Annotated in this window: 14 protein-coding genes; 2 read left to right on the top strand and 12 right to left on the bottom strand. The window is 62.2% G+C overall.

Annotated elements, in window-relative coordinates:
• Positions 1-16: 16 nt before the first annotated feature.
• From B6V75_RS17940 to B6V75_RS17950, 3 genes are read right to left on the bottom strand one after another with little or no spacing between them, the layout of a single operon-like run.
• A complete protein-coding gene (locus B6V75_RS17940) occupies positions 17-1,303 on the bottom strand; it encodes an extracellular solute-binding protein (protein ID WP_088720602.1) in 1,287 nt (428 codons plus the stop codon).
• A 37-nt stretch (positions 1,304-1,340) separates the two neighbouring features.
• A complete protein-coding gene (locus tag B6V75_RS17945; RefSeq protein ID WP_088720603.1) occupies positions 1,341-2,180 on the bottom strand; it encodes a carbohydrate ABC transporter permease in 840 nt (279 codons plus the stop codon).
• A complete protein-coding gene (locus B6V75_RS17950) occupies positions 2,177-3,280 on the bottom strand; it encodes a sugar ABC transporter permease (protein ID WP_088720604.1) in 1,104 nt (367 codons plus the stop codon). Before B6V75_RS17950 ends, B6V75_RS17945 begins: the two co-directional genes overlap by 4 nt.
• A 152-nt stretch (positions 3,281-3,432) precedes the next feature.
• Here B6V75_RS17950 and B6V75_RS17955 point away from each other — a divergent pair, with 152 nt between their 5' ends.
• On the top strand, positions 3,433-4,434 hold the full coding sequence (locus tag B6V75_RS17955; protein ID WP_168174512.1) for a LacI family DNA-binding transcriptional regulator: 1,002 nt from the start codon (positions 3,433-3,435) through the stop codon (positions 4,432-4,434).
• Between the two features lie 199 nt (positions 4,435-4,633).
• Here the strand turns inward: B6V75_RS17955 and B6V75_RS17960 are convergent, their stop codons facing one another.
• The 8 genes from B6V75_RS17960 to B6V75_RS17995 all read right to left on the bottom strand — a co-directional run bounded on the left by B6V75_RS17960 (position 4,634) and on the right by B6V75_RS17995 (position 16,210).
• Positions 4,634-4,837 carry a formate dehydrogenase subunit delta gene (locus B6V75_RS17960; RefSeq protein ID WP_088720615.1) on the bottom strand — a complete coding sequence of 68 codons (204 nt, stop codon included), beginning with the start codon at positions 4,835-4,837 and terminating at the stop codon, positions 4,634-4,636.
• Positions 4,838-5,029: 192 nt separating this feature from the next.
• Positions 5,030-7,924 (bottom strand): formate dehydrogenase subunit alpha, encoded by a 2,895-nt coding sequence (fdhF, locus tag B6V75_RS17965; RefSeq protein WP_088720606.1) that lies wholly within the window; start codon positions 7,922-7,924, stop codon positions 5,030-5,032.
• Positions 7,921-9,429, bottom strand: a complete 1,509-nt coding sequence (locus tag B6V75_RS17970) for a formate dehydrogenase beta subunit (RefSeq protein ID WP_088720607.1) — start codon at positions 9,427-9,429, stop codon at positions 7,921-7,923. Before B6V75_RS17970 ends, fdhF begins: the two co-directional genes overlap by 4 nt.
• On the bottom strand, positions 9,426-9,902 hold the full coding sequence (locus tag B6V75_RS17975; protein ID WP_088720608.1) for a formate dehydrogenase subunit gamma: 477 nt from the start codon (positions 9,900-9,902) through the stop codon (positions 9,426-9,428). The genes B6V75_RS17970 and B6V75_RS17975 overlap by 4 nt, the downstream gene beginning before the upstream one ends.
• Before the next feature lie 89 nt (positions 9,903-9,991).
• Entirely contained in the window at positions 9,992-10,876 is an 885-nt protein-coding gene (locus B6V75_RS17980; RefSeq protein ID WP_088720609.1) for a LysR family transcriptional regulator, read from the bottom strand.
• Positions 10,877-10,944: 68 nt separating this feature from the next.
• A complete protein-coding gene (locus B6V75_RS17985) occupies positions 10,945-12,666 on the bottom strand; it encodes an OFA family MFS transporter (RefSeq protein WP_088720610.1) in 1,722 nt (573 codons plus the stop codon).
• Between the two features lie 247 nt (positions 12,667-12,913).
• Positions 12,914-14,854: an ATP-binding protein gene (locus B6V75_RS17990; protein ID WP_088720611.1), complete on the bottom strand. Its 1,941-nt coding sequence runs from the start codon at positions 14,852-14,854 to the stop codon at positions 12,914-12,916.
• A 3-nt stretch (positions 14,855-14,857) separates the two neighbouring features.
• Complete coding sequence (locus B6V75_RS17995; protein WP_088720612.1) at positions 14,858-16,210, bottom strand: sigma-54 dependent transcriptional regulator; 1,353 nt, start codon at positions 16,208-16,210, stop codon at positions 14,858-14,860.
• Positions 16,211-16,387: 177 nt separating this feature from the next.
• Between B6V75_RS17995 and B6V75_RS18000 the strand changes: the two genes are divergently transcribed.
• A complete protein-coding gene (locus B6V75_RS18000) occupies positions 16,388-17,041 on the top strand; it encodes a hypothetical protein (RefSeq protein ID WP_146735151.1) in 654 nt (217 codons plus the stop codon).
• Positions 17,042-17,863: 822 nt separating this feature from the next.
• Here B6V75_RS18000 and B6V75_RS18005 read toward each other — a convergent pair.
• Complete coding sequence (locus tag B6V75_RS18005) at positions 17,864-19,369, bottom strand: DUF6538 domain-containing protein (RefSeq protein ID WP_088720614.1); 1,506 nt, start codon at positions 19,367-19,369, stop codon at positions 17,864-17,866.
• Positions 19,370-19,507: the final 138 nt, after the last annotated feature.

The raw sequence follows: 19,507 nt of genomic DNA on the forward strand, positions 1-19,507 counted from the left end.
CTGCGAACGCAGCCGGTTACTGGTCGAGGATGTCCTGCACCTCGTTCTGCGCTTCGGCGAGGGCCTTCTTCGGGTCCTTTCCGGTCAGCCAGATCGATTGCAGGTTGCGGTTCAGCGCGTCCTGAATCTTGCTGTATTCCGGCGACGCCGGCGTATCGCGCGCGATCTTCTCGGTGCCCACGTATTCGGCACGGTGCGGCAGATCGCGATAGGCCTTACTCTCGAGCACCGACTTACGCACCGCCATGTGGCCCGTGCGCGCCCAATCCGCGTCGTGATTGTAGATGAAGGCTGCGACCTTCAGCGCGGCCTTGTATTTCTCGGGGTTCCGATCCTTCAGCGTCGAGGGGATCGCCCAGGTGTGGTTGTCAGCCCAGGTGGCGGGCTGGTCGAAGAGCTGCGGGAAATCGGAGACGTAGTAGTCCTTCAGCCCGGTATCGGGGTTCTCAGCCTGCTTGGTATATTCGTTGACCACCCAAGTGCCGTTGACCAGCACCGCCGCATTGCCATTGAGGAATTCCTGCTGGCTGTCGGCATAGTTCAGCTTGGGGTTGGCATAGCCGCCATCGAAGAGCTGGGTGATCGCCTTGACCGCGTTGAGGGCCTCGGGCGTATCGATCGTCGCAGTATCGCCGTCGAAAATGTTCGAGCCCTGCTGCCAGATCAGAGACAGGACCAGCCGCACACCGATCGGGAATTGCGAGAAATCGGCGGCGAGATAGTCCTTGCCGGTCGCTTCCTTCACCTTCTTGGCTTGGGCGAGCAGTTCCTCGGGGCTGTGGGGAAGGATCGGCTTGCCGTCCTTCACGAGGCCCGCCTGCTTCATGATGTCCATGTTCACGTGCCAGAGGTTGGCGTGGAAATCCATCGGCACGGCGACGATCTTGCCGTCATATGTCACGGCCTTTTTCGCCCCCTCGGTCCAGTCGGACGTGTCGATGCCCGCGGCTTCGAGGTCCGGCCCGATATCGGCCAGAGCGCCCAGCGAGGCGAATTCGGGGATCGAGGAGCGGTGAATGACGAAGATATCGGGCGGATCGCCCGCCGCGAACATCGCCTTCACGTGGTCGTAGTAATTTCCCCAATCGGTCGGCAGAGTCTTCACCGTCACATCGGGAATTTCCTGGCTGGCCGCATTGATGATCGACTGGATGATGCAGGCTTCGCCGACGCTGGTATGCGTGTCGGTTCCCGCATCCTCGCAGGCGCCGAAGAACCGCGCGAGATTGACGGTGACGGGCTCGGCCGCAGCCGGGCTTGCCAGCCCCGCCGCAAGCGCCAGGCCCAGAGCAAGATGTTTCATGATTTCCTCCCGTTTGAATGGGGCAAGTGCGCCCCGGTTATCCCTTGCTTCCGCCTACGGTCATCGCTTGCACGACGTAGCGCTGGAAGATCAGGAAAAGGACGACGACCGGAAGCGAGGCGATCACACCCGAGGCCATCACGCGGCCCAGCCCTTCCGATTGCGCGAAGTTCGATTGCAGGCTCGCAAGGCCCAGCGTGATGGTGAACATCTCCTTGTGGCTCGCCGAAACCAGCGGCCAGAGATAGTCGTTCCACGCGTAGAGAAACGTCAGGATCGCGAGGGTCATCATTGCGGGACGCGCGAGGGGCAGCATCACGAACCAGAAGATTTGGAACGGCCCTACCCCGTCGATGCGCGCAGCATCCTCGATATCCTTCGGCGCGGCCTTGAAGAACTGCATCATCAGAAAGACGCCGATCGGCACTGCCACCCGCGGCAGGATCAGCGCGCCATAGCTGTTGTGCCAACCGAAATTGGCAAACATCGTATAGAGCGGAATGAAGATCGCCTGTTCCGGCACCATCAGACCGAGCAGGATGAAGATGGTGATGGCCGTCTTGAACCGAAATTGGAGCCGTGCGAGCGCATAACCTGCAGTCGTCGAGACGGCGAGCACCGCGAAGGTCATGCCCCCCGCCACGACGATCGAATTGAGAAACCAACGCGGCGTATCCCCGAAGGAAAAGAGCTTCGCGTAATTGTCCCACGTGAAGGGGATCGGAATCATCCCCAGCCAGGTCGAAGCGGTGGTTCGCGCCAGAACCTCGTTCGGCTGGAACGAGAGCGATACCATCCAGAGCGTCGGCACGAGCCAGATAAAGGCGGGAACGGCGAGCGCTATGCAAAGCCAGTAATAGCTACGTTTCGACGTCATTCGCTTTTCTCCCGACCGATGAGGAACTGGATCACGGCGAAGACGCTCATGATCGCGAAGAGAAAGACCGCCATGGCCGAGGCGCGCCCGATCTCGCTGTCGCGGAAAGCCGACTGGTAGATGTAGCGCACCAGCACCTGCGTGCGGTCATCCGGGCCGCCCTGCGTCATCAGGTGCGACTGCCCGAAGACCTGGAAATGCAGAATGATCTGCAAGACGACGACGAGCGTGATGGTCCGTTTGAGGTTCGGCAGGGTGATGAACCAGAACGATTTCCATCCTCGCGCATTGTCGAGGGCCGCCGCCTCGTAGATTTCGCGGTTGATGTCCTGCATCCCGGCGAGGAACAGGATCATGGCGATGCCGAGCGACCACCAGATCGTCGTGACCACGATCGCCAGCATCGCGAAATGCGGATCCGTGAGCCAGCTGACCGGAGACCCGCCGAATACCTGGATCACGTTGTCGATCAGCCCCTGCGTAGGCGAGAACATGATCTGCCAGATCAGGGTTACGACCGTCACCGAGAGAACCTGGCTCAGGAAGAACAAGGTGCGGAACACGGCCATCATCCGGGTCTCGCGATTGAGCGCTGCCGCCAGCAGAAGCGCCGCAATCGTGGTGCCGGGGGCTGCGAGCGCCACGAACAGCACCGTGTTGCCGACGGTCGGCCAGAACCTGCGATCGAACCAGCGACCGCCTTCACCGGGCGTGAAGCCGAGGAGGAGAAAGATGAGTAGCGCCGCGATCGCGATCGGGATCGCGCTGCGGCCACTCAAACGACCCGCCCGGTGAAGTCCAAACGCACCGGCCAGAACGGCAAGCGCGAGAAGCTGAATGAGGGGGTGCGAGACCGGCCCCCAGGTGATGTTTCGTCCCCACAGCATGTGAACGTAATTGTGCAGCCCGACCCATTTCGCCGCCGCGGGGTTCATCGCCACCGCGAGGAGGTTCCAGTCATGCAGGCTGATCCAGACGCCTTTGAAGAAAGGGTAGACGAGAAAGGCGCAATAGGTGGCGAGAAATGGGGCCAGAAGCGCCCATGCCGCCTGCTGCTGCGAGAGCGTCCTTTTGCGTTTCCCGATCGTTTGCCGTGCCATGCGCCTCCTCCCAAAGCTCGCATTAGCCCTTGTGCTAATAATATTAGCAATGTCAGATAGAGACCGTCGCCTGTCAACAAATTTTCCTCGGACCCTGGATTTCCCCGATGCAAGAGCCTGAAAAGAAAAAGCAAAAAAAAGCGAAAGTGACGATGAAAGACGTGGCTCTCGCAGCCGGGGTGTCGCAATCGACGGTATCGTTCGTGCTGAACGGGCAGGAAGACATGCGGATCGGCAAGGAGACTCGGGATCGGGTTCTCAAGGCCGCCGAGACATTGGATTATCGATACCGTTCTGCCGGGCGCCCGCCGTCGCGCAGCCGCCCGACGACTTACGGCTTCATGATCGACGAAATCGCGACGAGCCCCTTCGCGTCCATCTCCATCGAGGCGTTCCAGGAGCAGGCCTGGTCCGACGGCGCGCTTGTCGAGATCGCAATGACCGGTGGCGATCCGGGCTACGAGCAGCAGGTCCTGCAGAAATGGCAACGCGACGGGATCGACGGGGTGGTCTATGCCTCGATCCTGACGCGCGAGGTGTCACCACATCTCGCGCTTCGCAAGCATCGCGCTGTGCTGCTCAATTGCCATGACAAGGAAGGCCTGTTCCGCGCGGTGGTGCCTGCGGAGCGGCGCGGCGGCCACGCCGCGACCATGGCCCTGATCGGCGAGGGCTATCGACGGATCGCCTTCATCGCGGGTGAAGCCTGGATGGAGGCGTCCGAGCAGCGTCAGGAGGGTTTCATCCGCGCGATGCACGAAAGCGGATTGGAGCCTGAACCCGAGTTGATCCGACAGGGGAATTTCATGCCGAGCGGCGGCTACCGCGAAACCCGCGAGTTGCTCTCCCTCGATGCGCCCCCCGAGGCGATTTTCTGCGCCAACGACCTGACCGCACTCGGGTGTTACGAAGCGCTGAAGGAACACGGCGTGCACGTCGGAGCGGATATCGCCGTGGTCGGTTATGACGACCAGGAGATTGCGCAGCACCTCTCGCCCGCGCTCTCGACGGTGCTTCTTCCGCATGGCGAGATGGGACGATGGTGCGCCCAGCAGCTGCGGGCGAAATCGACCCTGCTTCCGCGCGTCGAGCGCATGGCCTGTCCTTTCGTTGCGCGGCAGTCGCATTTGAGAGCGCCACTTACGACCGATTAAAGCCTCGCTTCGGCTGGCATCACGCTTCCATGGAGCCTTCGCTTCGGTCTGACCCTCTCGGCCACATCCCTCCGACGGTGGAAGCTGGCATTCAAGCACCGACCTCGGGCGCCTATTGACGGAGCGATATCAAAGGTGCGTCCGGCGTCCGCCGAGCCGGTGCAGGCCGGCTTTCGACGAAGACGCCATTCATGACCTTTCAGACCAGTGGGACCGCTTTCAAGACGATGTCGTCCAGCCCCTCGCCGCCGGCGGCTGCATAGTCCCGCAACTGCGCGCGCATGCGCGGCTCCCAGAAGTCGGCGATGTGGGCGGCAACTTTGGCGGGGGCATCGTCGCCCGGCTGGGTCTTGAAGAAGGTGGCGATCTGGTTCGCCATGCGGATCATCTTGTCAGGCGACATTTGCAGCCTCTTCATTGATACGATTTGGATGGGAATAAAGGCCAGCCACCGGCCGCGGGTGGACGCGGCAAGTGTGATCCCAGCCCGCTCGACAGAGAGCTGGGAGCTGATTGCAACCGCGCCGTGGCCCGCCTGGATCAGCGCCACTTTGCGCGGGCGCCCGGCCCGGCGCCCCGACATGCGTCCGCAAACTCATTCCGCCGCGGGCAGGATGCGGCGCGAGCGTTCGGCCTGTGCCGCGTAATCCTCCTGCCAGTCCGTCGGCCCGTTTGAGGGCGAGACCTGGACTGCCGTTACCTTGTATTCCGGGCAGTTGGTGGCCCAGTCGGAATAGTCGGTGGTGATGACGTTGGCCTGCGTATCGGGGTGGTGGAAGGTCGTGTAGACAACGCCAGGGCTGACGCGATCTGTCACCTTTGCCTTCAACGTCGTCTCGCCCGACCGCGAGGCCAGCTTTACCCAGTCACCATCGTTCAGGCCACGGTTCTCGGCGTCATGCGGGTGGATCTCCAGCACGTCGCCGTCATGCCACACCACGTTGTCGGTGCGCCGGGTCTGGGCCCCCACATTGTATTGCGACAGGATGCGCCCGGTGGTCAGCAGCAGCGGGAAGCGTGGGCCGGTCTTCTCGTCTGTGGCCACGTATTCGGTGACGATGAAACGCCCCTTACCCCGCACGAAGCCGTCGACATGCATCAACGGTGTGCCCTCCGGGTGGTCTTCGTTGCAGGGCCATTGGATGGAGCCCTTTTCCTCCAGAAGGGCGTAGTCCACACCCGCAAAAGAGGGCGTCGTCGCAGCGATCTCGTCCATGATTTGGCTGGGATGGGTATAAGACCACCCTGCCCCCATGGCATTCGCCAAGAGTTGCGTGACTTCCCAGTCAGCGTAGCCATTCTTGGGTGCCATGACCCGACGCACGCGATTGATGCGGCGTTCGGCGTTGGTGAAGGTTCCGTCCTTCTCGAGGAAAGTCGATCCCGGCAGGAAGACATGGGCGTAATTCGCCGTCTCGTTCAGGAAGAGGTCATGCACGATAACGCAGTCCATAGCCGCCAACCCGGCCGCCACATGTTTGGTGTCGGGGTCGGATTGCAGGATGTCCTCGCCCTGACAATAGAGCCCCTTGAAGCTGCCCTCGACTGCCGCATCCAGCATGTTGGGGATGCGCAGGCCGGGCTCCGGGTCGATCTGAACGCCCCAGATGGTTTCGAAAATCTCGCGCACCTCGGGCAGTTTCACGTGGCGATAGCCCGGCAGCTCATGCGGGAAGGACCCCATGTCGCACGAGCCCTGCACGTTGTTCTGCCCGCGCAGCGGATTCACGCCCACACCGGGACGGCCGATATTGCCGGTCAGCATTGCGAGGTTGGCAATTCCCATAACGGTGGTCGAGCCCTGCGAATGCTCGGTCACGCCCAGCCCGTAATAGATCGCGCCGTTGCCGCCACGGGCAAAGGTACGGGCCGCAGCACGCAGTTCCTCAGCGGGAACGCCGGTCAGAAGCTGGGTCGCCTCGGGGCTGTGTCGGGCCTCCGAGACGAACTCGGCATAGACCTGGAATTCGTCCCAGTCACAACGTTCGCGGATGAACGCCTCGTCCATCAGGCCTTCGGTGACGATCACGTGTGCCAGGGCGGTGACGACGGCGACGTTGGTGCCCGGCGTCAGGGCCAGATGATGAGAGGCCTCGATATGCGCCGATTTCACAAGGTCGATGCGGCGTGGGTCGATCACGATCAGCTTGGCCCCGGCGCGCAGGCGCTTTTTCAGGCGGCTGGCGAAGACCGGATGGCCGTCGGTCGGGTTCGCGCCGATGACGATCACCACATCGGTTTGCTCGACGCTGTCGAAATCCTGTGTGCCAGCGCTGGTGCCAAAGGTCTGGCCCAGCCCGTAGCCGGTCGGCGAATGGCAAACGCGGGCGCAGGTGTCGGTGTTGTTGTTGCCGAACACCGCGCGGGTCAGTTTCTGCACGAGGAAGGTTTCCTCGTTGGTGCAGCGGCTGGAGGTGATCACTCCGATGGACTTCTTGCCATAGGTGTCCTGCAACGCGCGCAGGCGGTTCGCGGCAAAGGTCAGCGCCTCGTCCCAGCTGACTTCGCGCCACGGCTCGTCGATGGTGTCGCGGATCATCGGGTTGAGGATGCGGTCGCGGTGGTTGGCATAGCCATAGGCAAAGCGGCCCTTGACGCAGCTGTGCCCACGATTGGCCTTGCCGTGCTTGTAGGGGACCATCCGGACGAGATCGTCGCCCTGCATTTCCGCCTTGAACGAGCAGCCCACGCCGCAATAGGCGCAGGTGGTCACGACGGACCGATCCGGCGTGCCCATCTCGATGATGGATTTTTCCTGCAAGGTCGCGGTCGGGCAGGCCTGCACGCAGGCTCCGCAGGACACGCAATCCGACGACAGGAAGTCATCGCCGGCGCCACCCGCCGACACGCGGCTGTCAAACCCGCGCCCCGCGATGGTCAGAGCAAAGGTGCCCTGCACCTCTTCGCAGGCGCGGACGCAGCGGTTGCAGACGATGCACTTGGACGGATCGTAGCTGAAATACGGGTTGGAGTCGTCCTTGGGCAGCCATTCGGGATTGGCCTCGCCGCTGGTGTTGCGGGCGGAGAAGTGATTGGCCAAGCCGCCGTTTTCCGGCGCCTTGTAGCGCACGTCGCGCAGCCCGACAGCGCCCGCCATGTCCTGCAACTCGCAGTCGCCATTGGCCGAGCAGGTCAGGCAGTCCAGCGGATGGTCGGAGATATAAAGCTCCATCACGCCCTTGCGGATCTTGCGCACCTTGGTCGAGTTGGTGTCCACCACCATGCCCGGCGCGACCGGCGTCGTGCAGGAGGCCGGGGTGCCCCGGCGGCCTTCGATTTCCACAGCGCAAAGGCGGCAGGATCCGAACGCCTCAAGATTGTCCGAAGCACAGAGCTTGGGGATTTGGATGCCGATTTCGGCAGCGGCGCGCAGCACCGACGTGCCCTCGGGCACCGTGACCTCGAACCCGTCGATGGTCAGGGTGACCGGCTTGCCCTTTCTGGCGGGCGTGCCCATGTCGCGGTCGACTGGAATGATGAAATCCTTCATTCGGCGGCCTCCTTCAGGCGAGCGAAATCGTCGGGGAAATGGGTGACGGCGGACATGACCGGAAACGGCGTAAAGCCTCCCAGCGCGCAGAGCGAACCGTCCTTCATCGTCTCGCACAGGTCGGCCAGCAGCGGCAGCGCGTCGGCGTCGCCCTGTGCGATGCGGTCGATGGTTTCGACACCGCGCACCGCGCCGATCCGGCAGGGGGTGCATTTGCCACAGCTTTCGATGGCGCAGAACTCCATCGCGAAGCGCGCCATGCCCAGCATGTCGGTGGTGTCGTCAAAGACGGTCAGGCCCGCATGGCCGATCAACCCGCCCGCCGCGTCGAACTCCTCGTAGCCCAGCAGTGTGTCGAACTTGCTGAGCGGCATGTAGGCCCCCAGCGGCCCGCCAACCTGCACCGCCTTGACCGGACGGCCCGACAGAGTGCCGCCCCCGAGATCGTTGACCACCTCTCCGAGGCTGATGCCAAAGGCGGTTTCGAACAGCCCGCCGCGCGCCACGTTGCCTGCGATCTGCAGCGTCACGGTCCCACGCGACCGGCCAAGGCCGAAATCGGCATAGGCCTGCGCGCCCTTTTCGAAGATTACCGGCACCGTAGCGAGGCTGATGACGTTGTTAACCACGGTCGGGCGTCCAAGGAACCCCTCGAGCGCGGGCAGCGGCGGCTTGGCACGGACTACGCCGCGCTTACCTTCGAGCGAGTTGAGCAATGACGTTTCCTCGCCGCAGACATAGGCGCCCGCGCCTTTGCGGATTTCCATCTCGAAGGCGCGGCCAGAGCCCAGAACGTCAGGGCCCAGCAGCCCCTCGGCCCGGGCGACCTCCACCGCACGGGTCATCACGGCAATCGCGTCAGGATATTCCGAGCGCAGGTAGACGTAGCCCTTGGTGGCACCGACGCCGATCCCGGCGATGGTCATGCCCTCGATCAGGGTAAAGGGGTCGCCTTCCATCAGCATGCGGTCGGCAAAGGTCGCGCTGTCGCCTTCGTCGGCGTTGCAGACGATGTATTTCTGCGGCGCGTCAGCATCGTGCACGGTCTGCCACTTGATGCCGGTTGGGAAGCCAGCGCCACCCCTTCCGCGCAGGCCGGACGTCTTGACTTCGTCAACGATCTCCTGCCCGGTCATCGCCAGCGCGCGGCGCAGCCCGGCAAGGCCACCATGCGCCCGATAATCGGCCAGCGACAGCGGATCGATCACGCCGACACGGGCAAAGGTGAGGCGGGTCTGGCGCTTCATCCAGTCAAGGTTTTCGACCGGGCCAAGCGCCTTGGCGCTGCTACCATCCAGAATACCCGCCACATCGGACGGCTCGGCAGGACCAAAACCGTGGCGCACGCCATCCACTTCGACCTCGACCAGCGGTTCCAGCCAGATCATCCCGCGTGAGCCGGTCCGCACGATCTGTGCCTCGGGGGCCGCAGCGCGCAGGGCGGAAACCACTTCCTCGGCCCCCAGTGCCTTGGCCGCGCTGTCCATCGGAACGTAAATTTTCATGCGTCGATCTCCGCCAGCAGCTTGTCCAGTTTCGCGGCATCGACGCGCCCCACCACCCGGTCATCCACCATCGCGGCGGGCGCACAGGCACACATCCCAAGGCAATAAACCGGCTCGATCGTCACCGCGCCATTGGCGGTGGTGTCGTGCCATTCGAGCCCCAGCTTGGCCAGCAGCGCATCGGCCACCGCCGCGCCGCCAACCGACCGGCAGGCCTCGGCGCGACAGATTTTCAGAACATGACGCCCGGCGGGCTTTTCGCGGAAGTCATGGTAAAAAGTAATCACGCCATGCAATTCGGCGCGGGTGATGTTCAGGGCATCACAGATCGCCCCGTGAGCCTGCGTGGGGATATACCCGAACGCCTCCTGCAAAGCATGCAGCATCGGCAGAAGCGGCCCTTCGAGGGCGCGGTGGGCGTCGACGATCCGAGCGATCTCGTCGCCGTCGATAACGGTGGCAGGCTGGGCCATGGCTGTCGTCCTCCAATTTGGCATACGTTGGCACACGGTAGGGAGCGCTGATCAATAACGGCGTTCCGTGGGGCGATAGGAATTTTGGATCAAGCGGCGGGCAGGCGCCTGGCTTCGGCTAGAAGCGCCGACAGAACGGGGGTTCGCGGGTCACGCTGCGGCAGGATCAGCGCGACCTTCTGTGGCCGCGACGCGCCTTCGAGCGGCACCAGCGCGACGTCCTTGCCGCCCGCGACGAACTCGGCCACGTCCTGGGGCAGCACGGTCATGCAATGGCCCGACGCCACGCTCGCGACGAGCGCGATGATGGAATTCGCCTCGATACGGGTCGCCGGGGTGACGCCGCTTTCGGCAAAGAGCCGATTGATGATCCGCCGGTTCTGCATGTCAGGTGTCAGCAGTGCCAGCGTCTGCCCTTTCAGGTCGGACCACGACATCTTGGGCTTATCCGCAAATGGAGAATTGCGGGCACAGACGACTATATAGCTTTCGTCATAGAGTTCTGCAGTATCGACCCGGCCGAGAGGCTCGTTTTCCAAGTAGGAAATCCCGGCATCGGCCTCGAAATCGTCGAGCATTTGCAGGATCTCGCGCGAGTTGCGCGACAGGATGGTGAAGCGCACGCCCGGATGACGCTTGGCGAAGGTGGTGCAAAGCCGCCCGGCCCAGGTCTGCGCGGTGGGGATCACCGCCAGCCGCACCTCGCCAGTCAAGCCGTGCCGACTGTTCCGCATCTCGTCTTGCAATTGCCGCGCATCCTCGACGATGCGCTTGGCCCAGGACAAGGCGGTCTGGCCTTCAGGTGTCAGCCCGCCAAACCGCGAGCCACGATGCACCAGCTGCACGCCCAGCTGCGCTTCCAGCTGCTTGATCCCGGCGGACAGCGTCGGTTGCGCGATATTCATCCGCTCGGCCGCACGCCCGAAATGCCCCTCTTTGGCCAGCGCGATGAACATTTCCAGCTTTTCCAGCATCGGCGGTCTTTCCTGCGGCGCTCACATAGAAGGCCGGGGCGCGCAACGCACGCCCCGGCCCGATTTCATCATTCACCCGGAACGGCTTGCAGTTCCGGTTCGTCGTGGTGGTGGTGTTCCTTGACGGGCTTCATCATCAGGTTGGCAAAGAACGCCACGACCAACAGCGCCGCCATGCAATACATGGTGGTGTTGTAGAGCGACGGGGTCGGGTCAATCGTGCCGGCGGGCGCGATTTCCATCAGCTTGGCGATAGTCACGGTCTTGGCCGCGGCCAGCTGATCCAATTGCGTCAACGGGGCGCCGAATTTCTCGGCAAAGGCCGCCGGATCGACCTTGGCGGCCAGATCCTGGATCGCGTTCGTCACCGACATCTGCCGCAGCGAGGTGATGGCCAGTGGCCCCAGCACGCCCGCGGTGGACCACGCCGTCAGCAGCCGCCCGTGGATGCCGCCCACATGCATGGTTCCGAACATGTCCGCGAGGTATGCCGGGATCGTCGCGAACCCGCCGCCATACATCGAGAAGATGATCATCGTCGCGGCGTAGAAGCCGATCAGGTAGACGATCGACGGGTTGGTGGCCACGGCTGTGGCGAAATAGGGGATCGACAGATACAGGATCGTGCCCAAGAGGAAGAAGCACATGTATGTCGCCTTGCGCCCGATGTAGTCCGAGGTCGACGCCCAGAAGAAACGCCCCACCATATTGAAGACCGAGATCATCAGCACGTAGGTCGAGGCGAACGCTGCCGTGACCACCAACGGCATCACCGTGCCGAAGATTTCCGACATCATGGTTTTGGCCACGCCGATCACGCCGATACCGGCGGTCACGTTGAAGCACAGCATGAGCCACATCTGCCAGAACTGCGGCGTCTTCAGCGACTGATCGATATGGACGTTGTTCTGAGACACCATGCCCGAGGCGACGGGCTTGGGCTGCCATCCGGCGGGCTTCCAGTCTTCGGCAGGCACGCGATACTGGAACGAGGCCAGGATCATGACGATGAAATAGACGATGCCCAGCGTCATGAAAGTCTGTGCCGCCCCCGTATTGCCGGTGCCCACGACATAGACACCCGCCTGACCGCCGAAATCCGCTGCTTGCGCGGCACTGGCCACCACGACCTCGACCTTGCCCGCGGCGGTTTCGGCAAAGACACGACCGTTCTCGACCACGGTCGCGACAGCGTCTCGCGCGCCGAGGAAGTCGGGGGCCTTCTGGAACACGCCCAGCAGCCAGCCTTGCACCGGAGCCGCGATCATCGCGCCGCCGCCGAAGCCCATGATCGCCATGCCCGTCGCCATGCCCCGCCGGTCGGGGAACCAGCGGATCAGCGTCGACACCGGCGAGACATAGCCCAGCCCCAGCCCGCAACCGCCCAGCACGCCGTAACCCAGATAGATCAGCCAAAGCTGGTGCGCGGCGATGCCGAACGAGCCGATGATGAAACCGCCGCCCCAAAGGAACGCGGCCACCACGCCGACCATGCGCGGCCCGACGTCTTCCAGCCACTTGCCCGCGAAGGCCGCGGCGAGGCCCAGAAACACGATCGCGACCGAGAAGATCCAGACGACCGAGCTCAGCGACCAGTCTTCGGCGGCGGGCGCGACCACGCCCAACGCGCGGGTCAGCGCCGGGTTGAACACCGACCAGGCGTAGACGGAGCCGATGCACAGATGAATGGCGATGGATGCCGGCGGAACCCGCCAGCGGTTGAAACCGGGTTCGGCGACGATGTGGCTTTTGTGCAAAAAGCCCAGCGCCCCGCCAGAAGCGTTGCTCATTTAGTTTCCTCCCATGTTCTTGACGGAACGCCCCGGTCTCCTCCCCGAGCCGCTCCGGCGGCATGCAACGGCATGCGCGGACATAAGCAGGCAATTCAGCCCTTGCGTTGTCAAGAAAATTATTATTTGTTATCAGTTACTTATGAGGACACAATGTCCTGCCGCGCTCTCTCGCTTTCGAATAAGTTGGACATTTTGTCCCGACCCACCCGACGCGGGTCCGCGAAATCTGGTCATTGTGTCCGGATCAATCGGCAACAGCGGCGGGCAGGACGATTTCAAACCGGCTGCCACCTCCGGGCATCGAGCGCACGGAAATCCGTCCGCCGGCGCGACTCACGAGTTGCTGGCTGATCGACAGGCCCAGTCCCGTGCCCTGCGCCTGCTTGGTGGTGAAAAACGGGTCGAAGATGCGCGGTAGGACCGACGGGTCGATGCCGGTGCCGGTATCCTCTACGCTCAGAATGACCTCGCCGGCGTCCTCGGCCGTGGCCACGCGAAGTGTCCCGCCGCCGGGCATGGCTTGGACTGCGTTCAGTATCAGGTTGACGATGACCTGCTGCAATTCCGTCCGCGACATATGTACTTGCGACTTGCTCTCGGTCTCAACCACACTGGTGATGCCCGCCGCCTGAATCTGGTGCCGGGTCAAGACGAGGCAATCACGGGCTACTTGCGAGAGGTCCACCAGCCTGTCTGCGCCGGAATATTCCTCGGGGCGCGCGAAATGCAGCAGCTTCGAGACGATGACACCGATGCGATAGACTTGGTCGTCGATCAGGCGGAACTCTTCTTCGGCCCGGCGGCCGTCCTCGCCAAGGTTGCTGCGCGCAAGGTCCAAATTGCCTTGGATCACCGCGACCGGATTGTTGATTTCATGCGCGACAGAAGCCGTGATCTCGCCCACGGCGGCCAGTTTCTCGGAGATGATCAGGCGTTCGGTAGTTCGCTCCAGCCGCTGGTTGGCCTCGTGCAACTCGCGGGTGCGCTCCTCCACGCGGTGCTCCAGCGTCTCACCCCATTGTCGCAGCTCGCGGTCGCGTTGTTGGAGCCGGTCTAGCAGGCTGTCGAAATGTCGTGCGACCTGTGCGATCTCGCCATCCGTTTCGACCGGAGCGTTGCGTGCCCCCAGATCGCCGCTTTCCACCCGGTCGATGGTGCGGGTCATCCCTTCGAGCGGGCGAAAGATACGCCGGGCCCATCGCAGGAAAACAGGAACCGACGCCAGTGCGATGAACAGGAACGCAAGGCTCAGCGTGATGACCGAATTGCGCTTGGCCGCGCTGAACGGCGCTTCGAGAAAGCCGACATAAAGCATCCCGACCGGTGTGCCGAAACTGTCGAGAATGGGTTCATAGGCCGAGATATACCAGTCATTGACGACAAAGGCGCGATCCAGCCAGATGTATCCTTCGCCCAGAACCCGTGCGCGGACCGCGGCAGAGACACGCGTTCCCAGCGCCCGCACATTCTCAAAGAGGCGGACATTAGTGGAAATACGCACGTCATCCAGAAACAGCGTCGCCGTGCCTTGGCTACCCTCGGGCAGGCTTTCGGCGCGGTAGACGAGTGCGTTGATCGTATCGATGAAACCGAGGTTTCGGTTCAGCAGGACGCCCCCCGCCAAGGCCACCCGCGTCCCGTCCGGAAGCGTCAGCGGGGCGGCTGAATGAATGACCATGCCGCGCGTCTCGACGGTGCGCTCCGTGGGCACCGCGCCGCGGGTGGGAACCAAGGGAATTTCCGCTTGCGCAGCCAGATCGGGGGATATCGCTGCCAAGGTATCTGCATCGAACACGTCGATCTTGCTTTGCCACTTCCCATCGAGCGCATCTTTTACGACGGGCCACGTCGTATCCCGCGTGATATGCAGGAAATCGAGCCCGAGCCGCGCACGTTCCTCCTCCAGAAAGGCGTCGGTCGTGCCGTTCTCGAGCGCGGTTTGCAGCGCCACAGACCGCGCGACGGCATCGATATGCTCACCAGAGGTCTCAACCAGCCGCCCGAGATATTGATCCGCGATGGTCAGGTCGCCGGTGACCTTGTTGAGCAGGATCGCGTCCACCTTGCCCGACCAGCGCCAGATGGTGCCGCCCAGCAAGACCGGCAAGAGCACAAGCATCGGCAGCAGCGCGATCACCAGCAAGCGCACGCGGACGGATCGCAAGGCTTTTGGCGCGCGCAGCATTACCTACAGGCCCCAGGCCGCGCATTTTCGGTCAATCGTCTTGCGCGAGACACCCAAGCGCCGTGCGGCCTCGGCCCTGTTACCGCCAAGCGCCTCGAGAGCGCGAAGAATTTCGCGCTTTTCCATGTCCTCCAGAGGCGCGATTTCGCCCGGCGCAATGGCGTCCCCGAGCGTTTCCAGCCGGAACCGCCCAAAGATCAGCGCGCGCTCGACAAAATTGTGCAGCTCACGAATATTTCCAGGCCAGTCGTGGCGCAGCATGGCCGACCTGACTGCGGAGGTCATCTCGACCATCGGTAGGTTGAGCGCTGCCGCGATTTCGGTCTGGAACAGCTCGGCGAGGTCCAGAACATCGGTGCCGCGATCCTTGAGAGGGGGCATGGCCACCTCGATGACGTTGATGCGAAACAGCAGGTCCTCGCGGAAATGACCCTCTTGGACAGCCTTTTGCAGCGACTTGCTGGACGCGATGACAAAACGCAGATCCAGTTGCACGTCGCGGCCGGTGCCGATGGGTCGGATCACGCCGTCTTCGAGCACGCGCAGAAGCGCCGTCTGCGCGTTTGCGCTCAACTCGCTGACATCGTCAAGGAAAACGGTCCCTCCCGAGGCCTGAGCAAGCAATCCTTCGCGTCCGGCCTTTGCGCCGTTAAAGGCTCCGGCGCCGTGACCGAACAATTCGTATTCGATCATGTCCGCCGGAATGGCGCCGCACTGGATCGCGACGAATGGGGACGCGCCGCGCCCGGACCGGCCATGCAGATGGCGCGCGGCGACTTCTTTGCCCGACCCGGACGGGCCGGTGATGAGCACCGGCGTCGACAAGGGTGCCACACGCTCCAACAGCGCTCGGACCTCAGCAATTACAGGCGAGGCCCCGATCAGTTCCTTGCGGCGATTGCCGCTGGCGGCCGTCTCCAGTTCCCGCCGCAAAAGCGCATTTTCGCGTCTCAACTTCGCCAGTTCCAGACACTTGCGCAGAGCGTTCAGGATCTGGTTCGAGCGGAAAGGTTTGATCAGGAAGTCAGAGGCACCCGCACGCATGGCTTCGATCGCCGTCTGCAAATCGGCATAGGCCGTTATCAGGATCGTATCGGTAAAGCCGCCCTTGGAGCGCTGCGCCTGAAGCCAGTCGAGACCTTTCTGCCCCGGCATGATATTGTCGAGAACCATTATGTCATATTGGCGCACCGCGAGCATCGCTTCGGCGGCGCGGGTGTCTTCTGCGCTGTCCACATGGCGTGCGAGGGGATTCAGCGTGTTGACGAGGAAATGTCTCATCCCCGGCTCGTCATCGACGATGAGAATACGCGCCGCCCTGAGCGGATCGCTCCCGTCCTCGGGCGCTTGCAGCATGCATTCCTCCCAATTGCTGCGGCCAGAAGACTATGCAATTTCCTGCAAGTTTTCCCGCACACTATATCTCATGCGCCAAACGGTCAGAAATTCAAGGCTGGCATTCCTTTTTTCGGAAGCGCATTTATCGGCAAGCTTTACCTTTCGCGGCGAATGTCGGCACACTACGGATATTTCATGACACGTATTCTCCTTCTTGCTGCGGCTTTGTCCGGCCTGCTGGCCGGACCGGCTGCGGCCGAAAAGCAAATCTACAATGTCACGCTGGGCCGCCGCCCCTTGGGCTCGCTGCAATTCGAAGGACAAGGCAGCAATGCGACGCTGCGGCTATCGCTCGACAACACGCCGTTCGGCTTGGACGACGGAACCTTCGAGGCGGTGACGCAGGCCAGAGGTAATGAGGTCGATTACCTTGGGACGAGTCGGGGCAGCGAAACACGCGATATCGCGATCGTCCGTAAAGCGGACACCGTGACGGCCGTGACGATTACCCCACACTCTGAAATGACCGAGATGACGGACGCCAGAAAAGTCCCCCCCGGCGTGATCTCCCCGACCGAATTCTTCGCAAAGCTGGCAAACAGTAAAACCTGTCCTTCGCCGATGGCCATGTATGATGGCCGACGCGTGATTCAGATGGCCACGACGGCGAAGAAGCAAAACGATGACACGGTGATCTGCGACATGTCCTACAAAGTTGCCATGGGGCCTGGGTATGTCTTTCCGCTTTACTTCAAGTCGTTCGATGTGCAGCTTGCTTATACCGCCCGCAAGCTCGCCACATTCGCCATGAGTGCCGGTGGGTTCACGGTGCGCCTGATCCGGCAGTAGCCACAAGCCGCAGAAAGTTCAGCCCATAGAAACCTAGAAGTCTTCGGCGCATGGCAGCTGTGGGCGCTATGAACGGCAGCCCAAGTAATCAGATCGCTATAGCGTCGGAAATCGCGAGGTCTTCTTCGAGTTCGAAACCAGACTATCGAGTGCAGGCCATTTTCGTGCGACCGAGCAGTCGAACCGCGCGCTGATTTCCTGTCTTAAGGTGGAACCGGGCAACTTTGGTCCGGCGGAAAGAATGCGTGCCGAATGAAGCAGGCGCGCAGACCTGACAATCTTGCCTTCGACGTGCCGCGCAAGGGAAGCGAACTCCTCAGAAGATTCGCTGCCCGACCCGCATGACGTGTCGGATATCTGGTAGTTTGGGGAAAGGAGCCCCGGCGGGGTCCCAGGCCAATTTCGACCGAAATGCCAGCAGACCCAACGCAAGATAAGGCAAAAGTTTCGCTAAATATCAGGTATTTAAGTGGTGCCCGGAGGCAGTTCTGGTTTCCCAGTTGTGCTCCCGTTACAGGCATCGCGTCAGCTTCAAGCCTCAGCAAACACAGGGGTAATCGCATCTCTCAGTTGGGGTCAACAGGTGCCGCGTGTTCTACGGCTTGTTCTACGGCAGCGTAGAGCCGCTGAGACGAACTGTGGTGGTCGACGTGATGACCGGGGGCGGAACCCCACTGTCGGGCGCAAGCTGACCCTGCGGTGTATCCCAGACGTTGTCGCAGTGTTTCTCCAGAGTGGGCAGAAAGCATACCCCACGGGGGAAACGCAAGAAGGGCCAACACTGGCGGAGCGGTCTGATATGCGACCCCAAAAACGTCCCGGTCATGCCGCAAGCCGAGGCTCATCGAGGATTTCTCCGGTTGGTGGCTCTGGCGCAATACCCCTGACCACATCGACGACGCTGGCTTTCCAGAAGTGTCGGCAGTAGCGGTCTGCTGCTTGAGAGATGGTGCAGTAGGCCGAAGGACAACGCCTCCAGAAGAGTTGTTTCCTGTCTGGATCAGGGCGGAGCAGGATTGGGCAGGTCAGTATGGCCCGCACCTTCGGGCATTCCCCGCTCCGAGCAAGGTCCACAATGTCTTTGATGTAGCCCAAGCGTTCAAACGGCGGCAGCGTATAGAGGTGCTCTGCCATCCTCATTGCAAGATCGAAAAACTCCAGCTGTTCTCGATGGACATCCCTGTTGTTCGCAGCATTTGCCGGGGTCTTGGCGCGAGCGTTCGTTTGAGAGTGAAGCTTGCGGCAGGTGGGAGAGCAGAAGCGCTTGTTGCTACGGAATGGGAAAGACGCCCCACACTGGGGGCAAGTGCTGTGGTTCCCTTTCTCGCTGACGTATGGCTTCATCCATTTGTTCAGCGCAGCGCTCGCCGAGTTGGCATTGGTCTGGTCTCCCTTGTTGTATCGCGGGAAGGCGAACTCGCTGTCCTTGACGCTGTCGTGGACACGCTGAGCGGCCCAGAGCGCTGCGCCCACGAGCGGGACCTTCCGGTTGCTGCCTGCCGTCTTCAAGCGCCGCCACGGATGCTCTCGCACGACCACATGCGGAATTGGATCATCGAGCTTGAGATCCTCCCTCAACAGACCTGCCGCCTCAGCGAGGCGCATCCCGGTGTCGGACACCAAGGCAACCAGCCAGCGCAGATCATCGTCGAGCTTGCGGCACTCGCTCTGTAGGGCGCGAATGACGTCGAGCGGCAGCGGTTCCCGATCCTCAACACCTGCGTTGCGGTCGTAGTAGACCCTGCCGAATGGGTTCGTGATGTCGATGCCGATCTCGGCGGCAGCAAAGTTGATGACTGAGCGTACCGTTCCGAACACGCGCGTCATGCTGCTGCCTGCCAGTCCGCGCTTGATCAGATCGTCGCGGAAGGCGTTCGCGTCTGCTTTGGTGTAGGCAGTGATGTCCTTGTCGCCGCAAACGTCGATGACATACCCGCAGGACCGCTCAGCAGCGCGGTGGAAGGTGACCGGACGACCCTGACCCTTGAGCCGCAGGTAGATGCCCACGGCTTCCGAGAGCTTCACGGTTTCAGCTGTAGCGGCGGGCATGGCCATCATGGCAGGGACAGCGTTGGTGTTCTGCGCCAGGCGCAGCATGTGCTTCCCCGGTAGATCGCAGTTGTTGATCCTGAGGAAATACCAGTGCTCGTCGAGCCGCTGTGCTGCTCTCAAGGCGCGGGAGGTGGCGACGGATGCCGACCTCGTACGCAGCGAGAAAGAGATTTTCGGTGACGTGTAGTGGTGCAGCAGGTCTTTGGGAACGCGCCTCACGAAGTAGTAGACGCCATCTTTCACAAATGAGTGCGGTACAGGTTTGTTCTCCGCCATGTTCTACGGTAGCTCCATCTTGCGATAAAGCTGAGGCAAAACAGTAGCTTGGCGGATGCTATGGTGCCCGGAGGCTCCGTCTGTATTGGGTTGTGTTCCCGTTACAGGCATCTTTGCCGCTGATAATCTCAGTAAAGC

Origin of the sequence: Thioclava sp. F1Mire-8 (assembly GCF_002213165.1) — a bacterium.
Classification (GTDB): domain Bacteria; phylum Pseudomonadota; class Alphaproteobacteria; order Rhodobacterales; family Rhodobacteraceae; genus Thioclava; species Thioclava nitratireducens.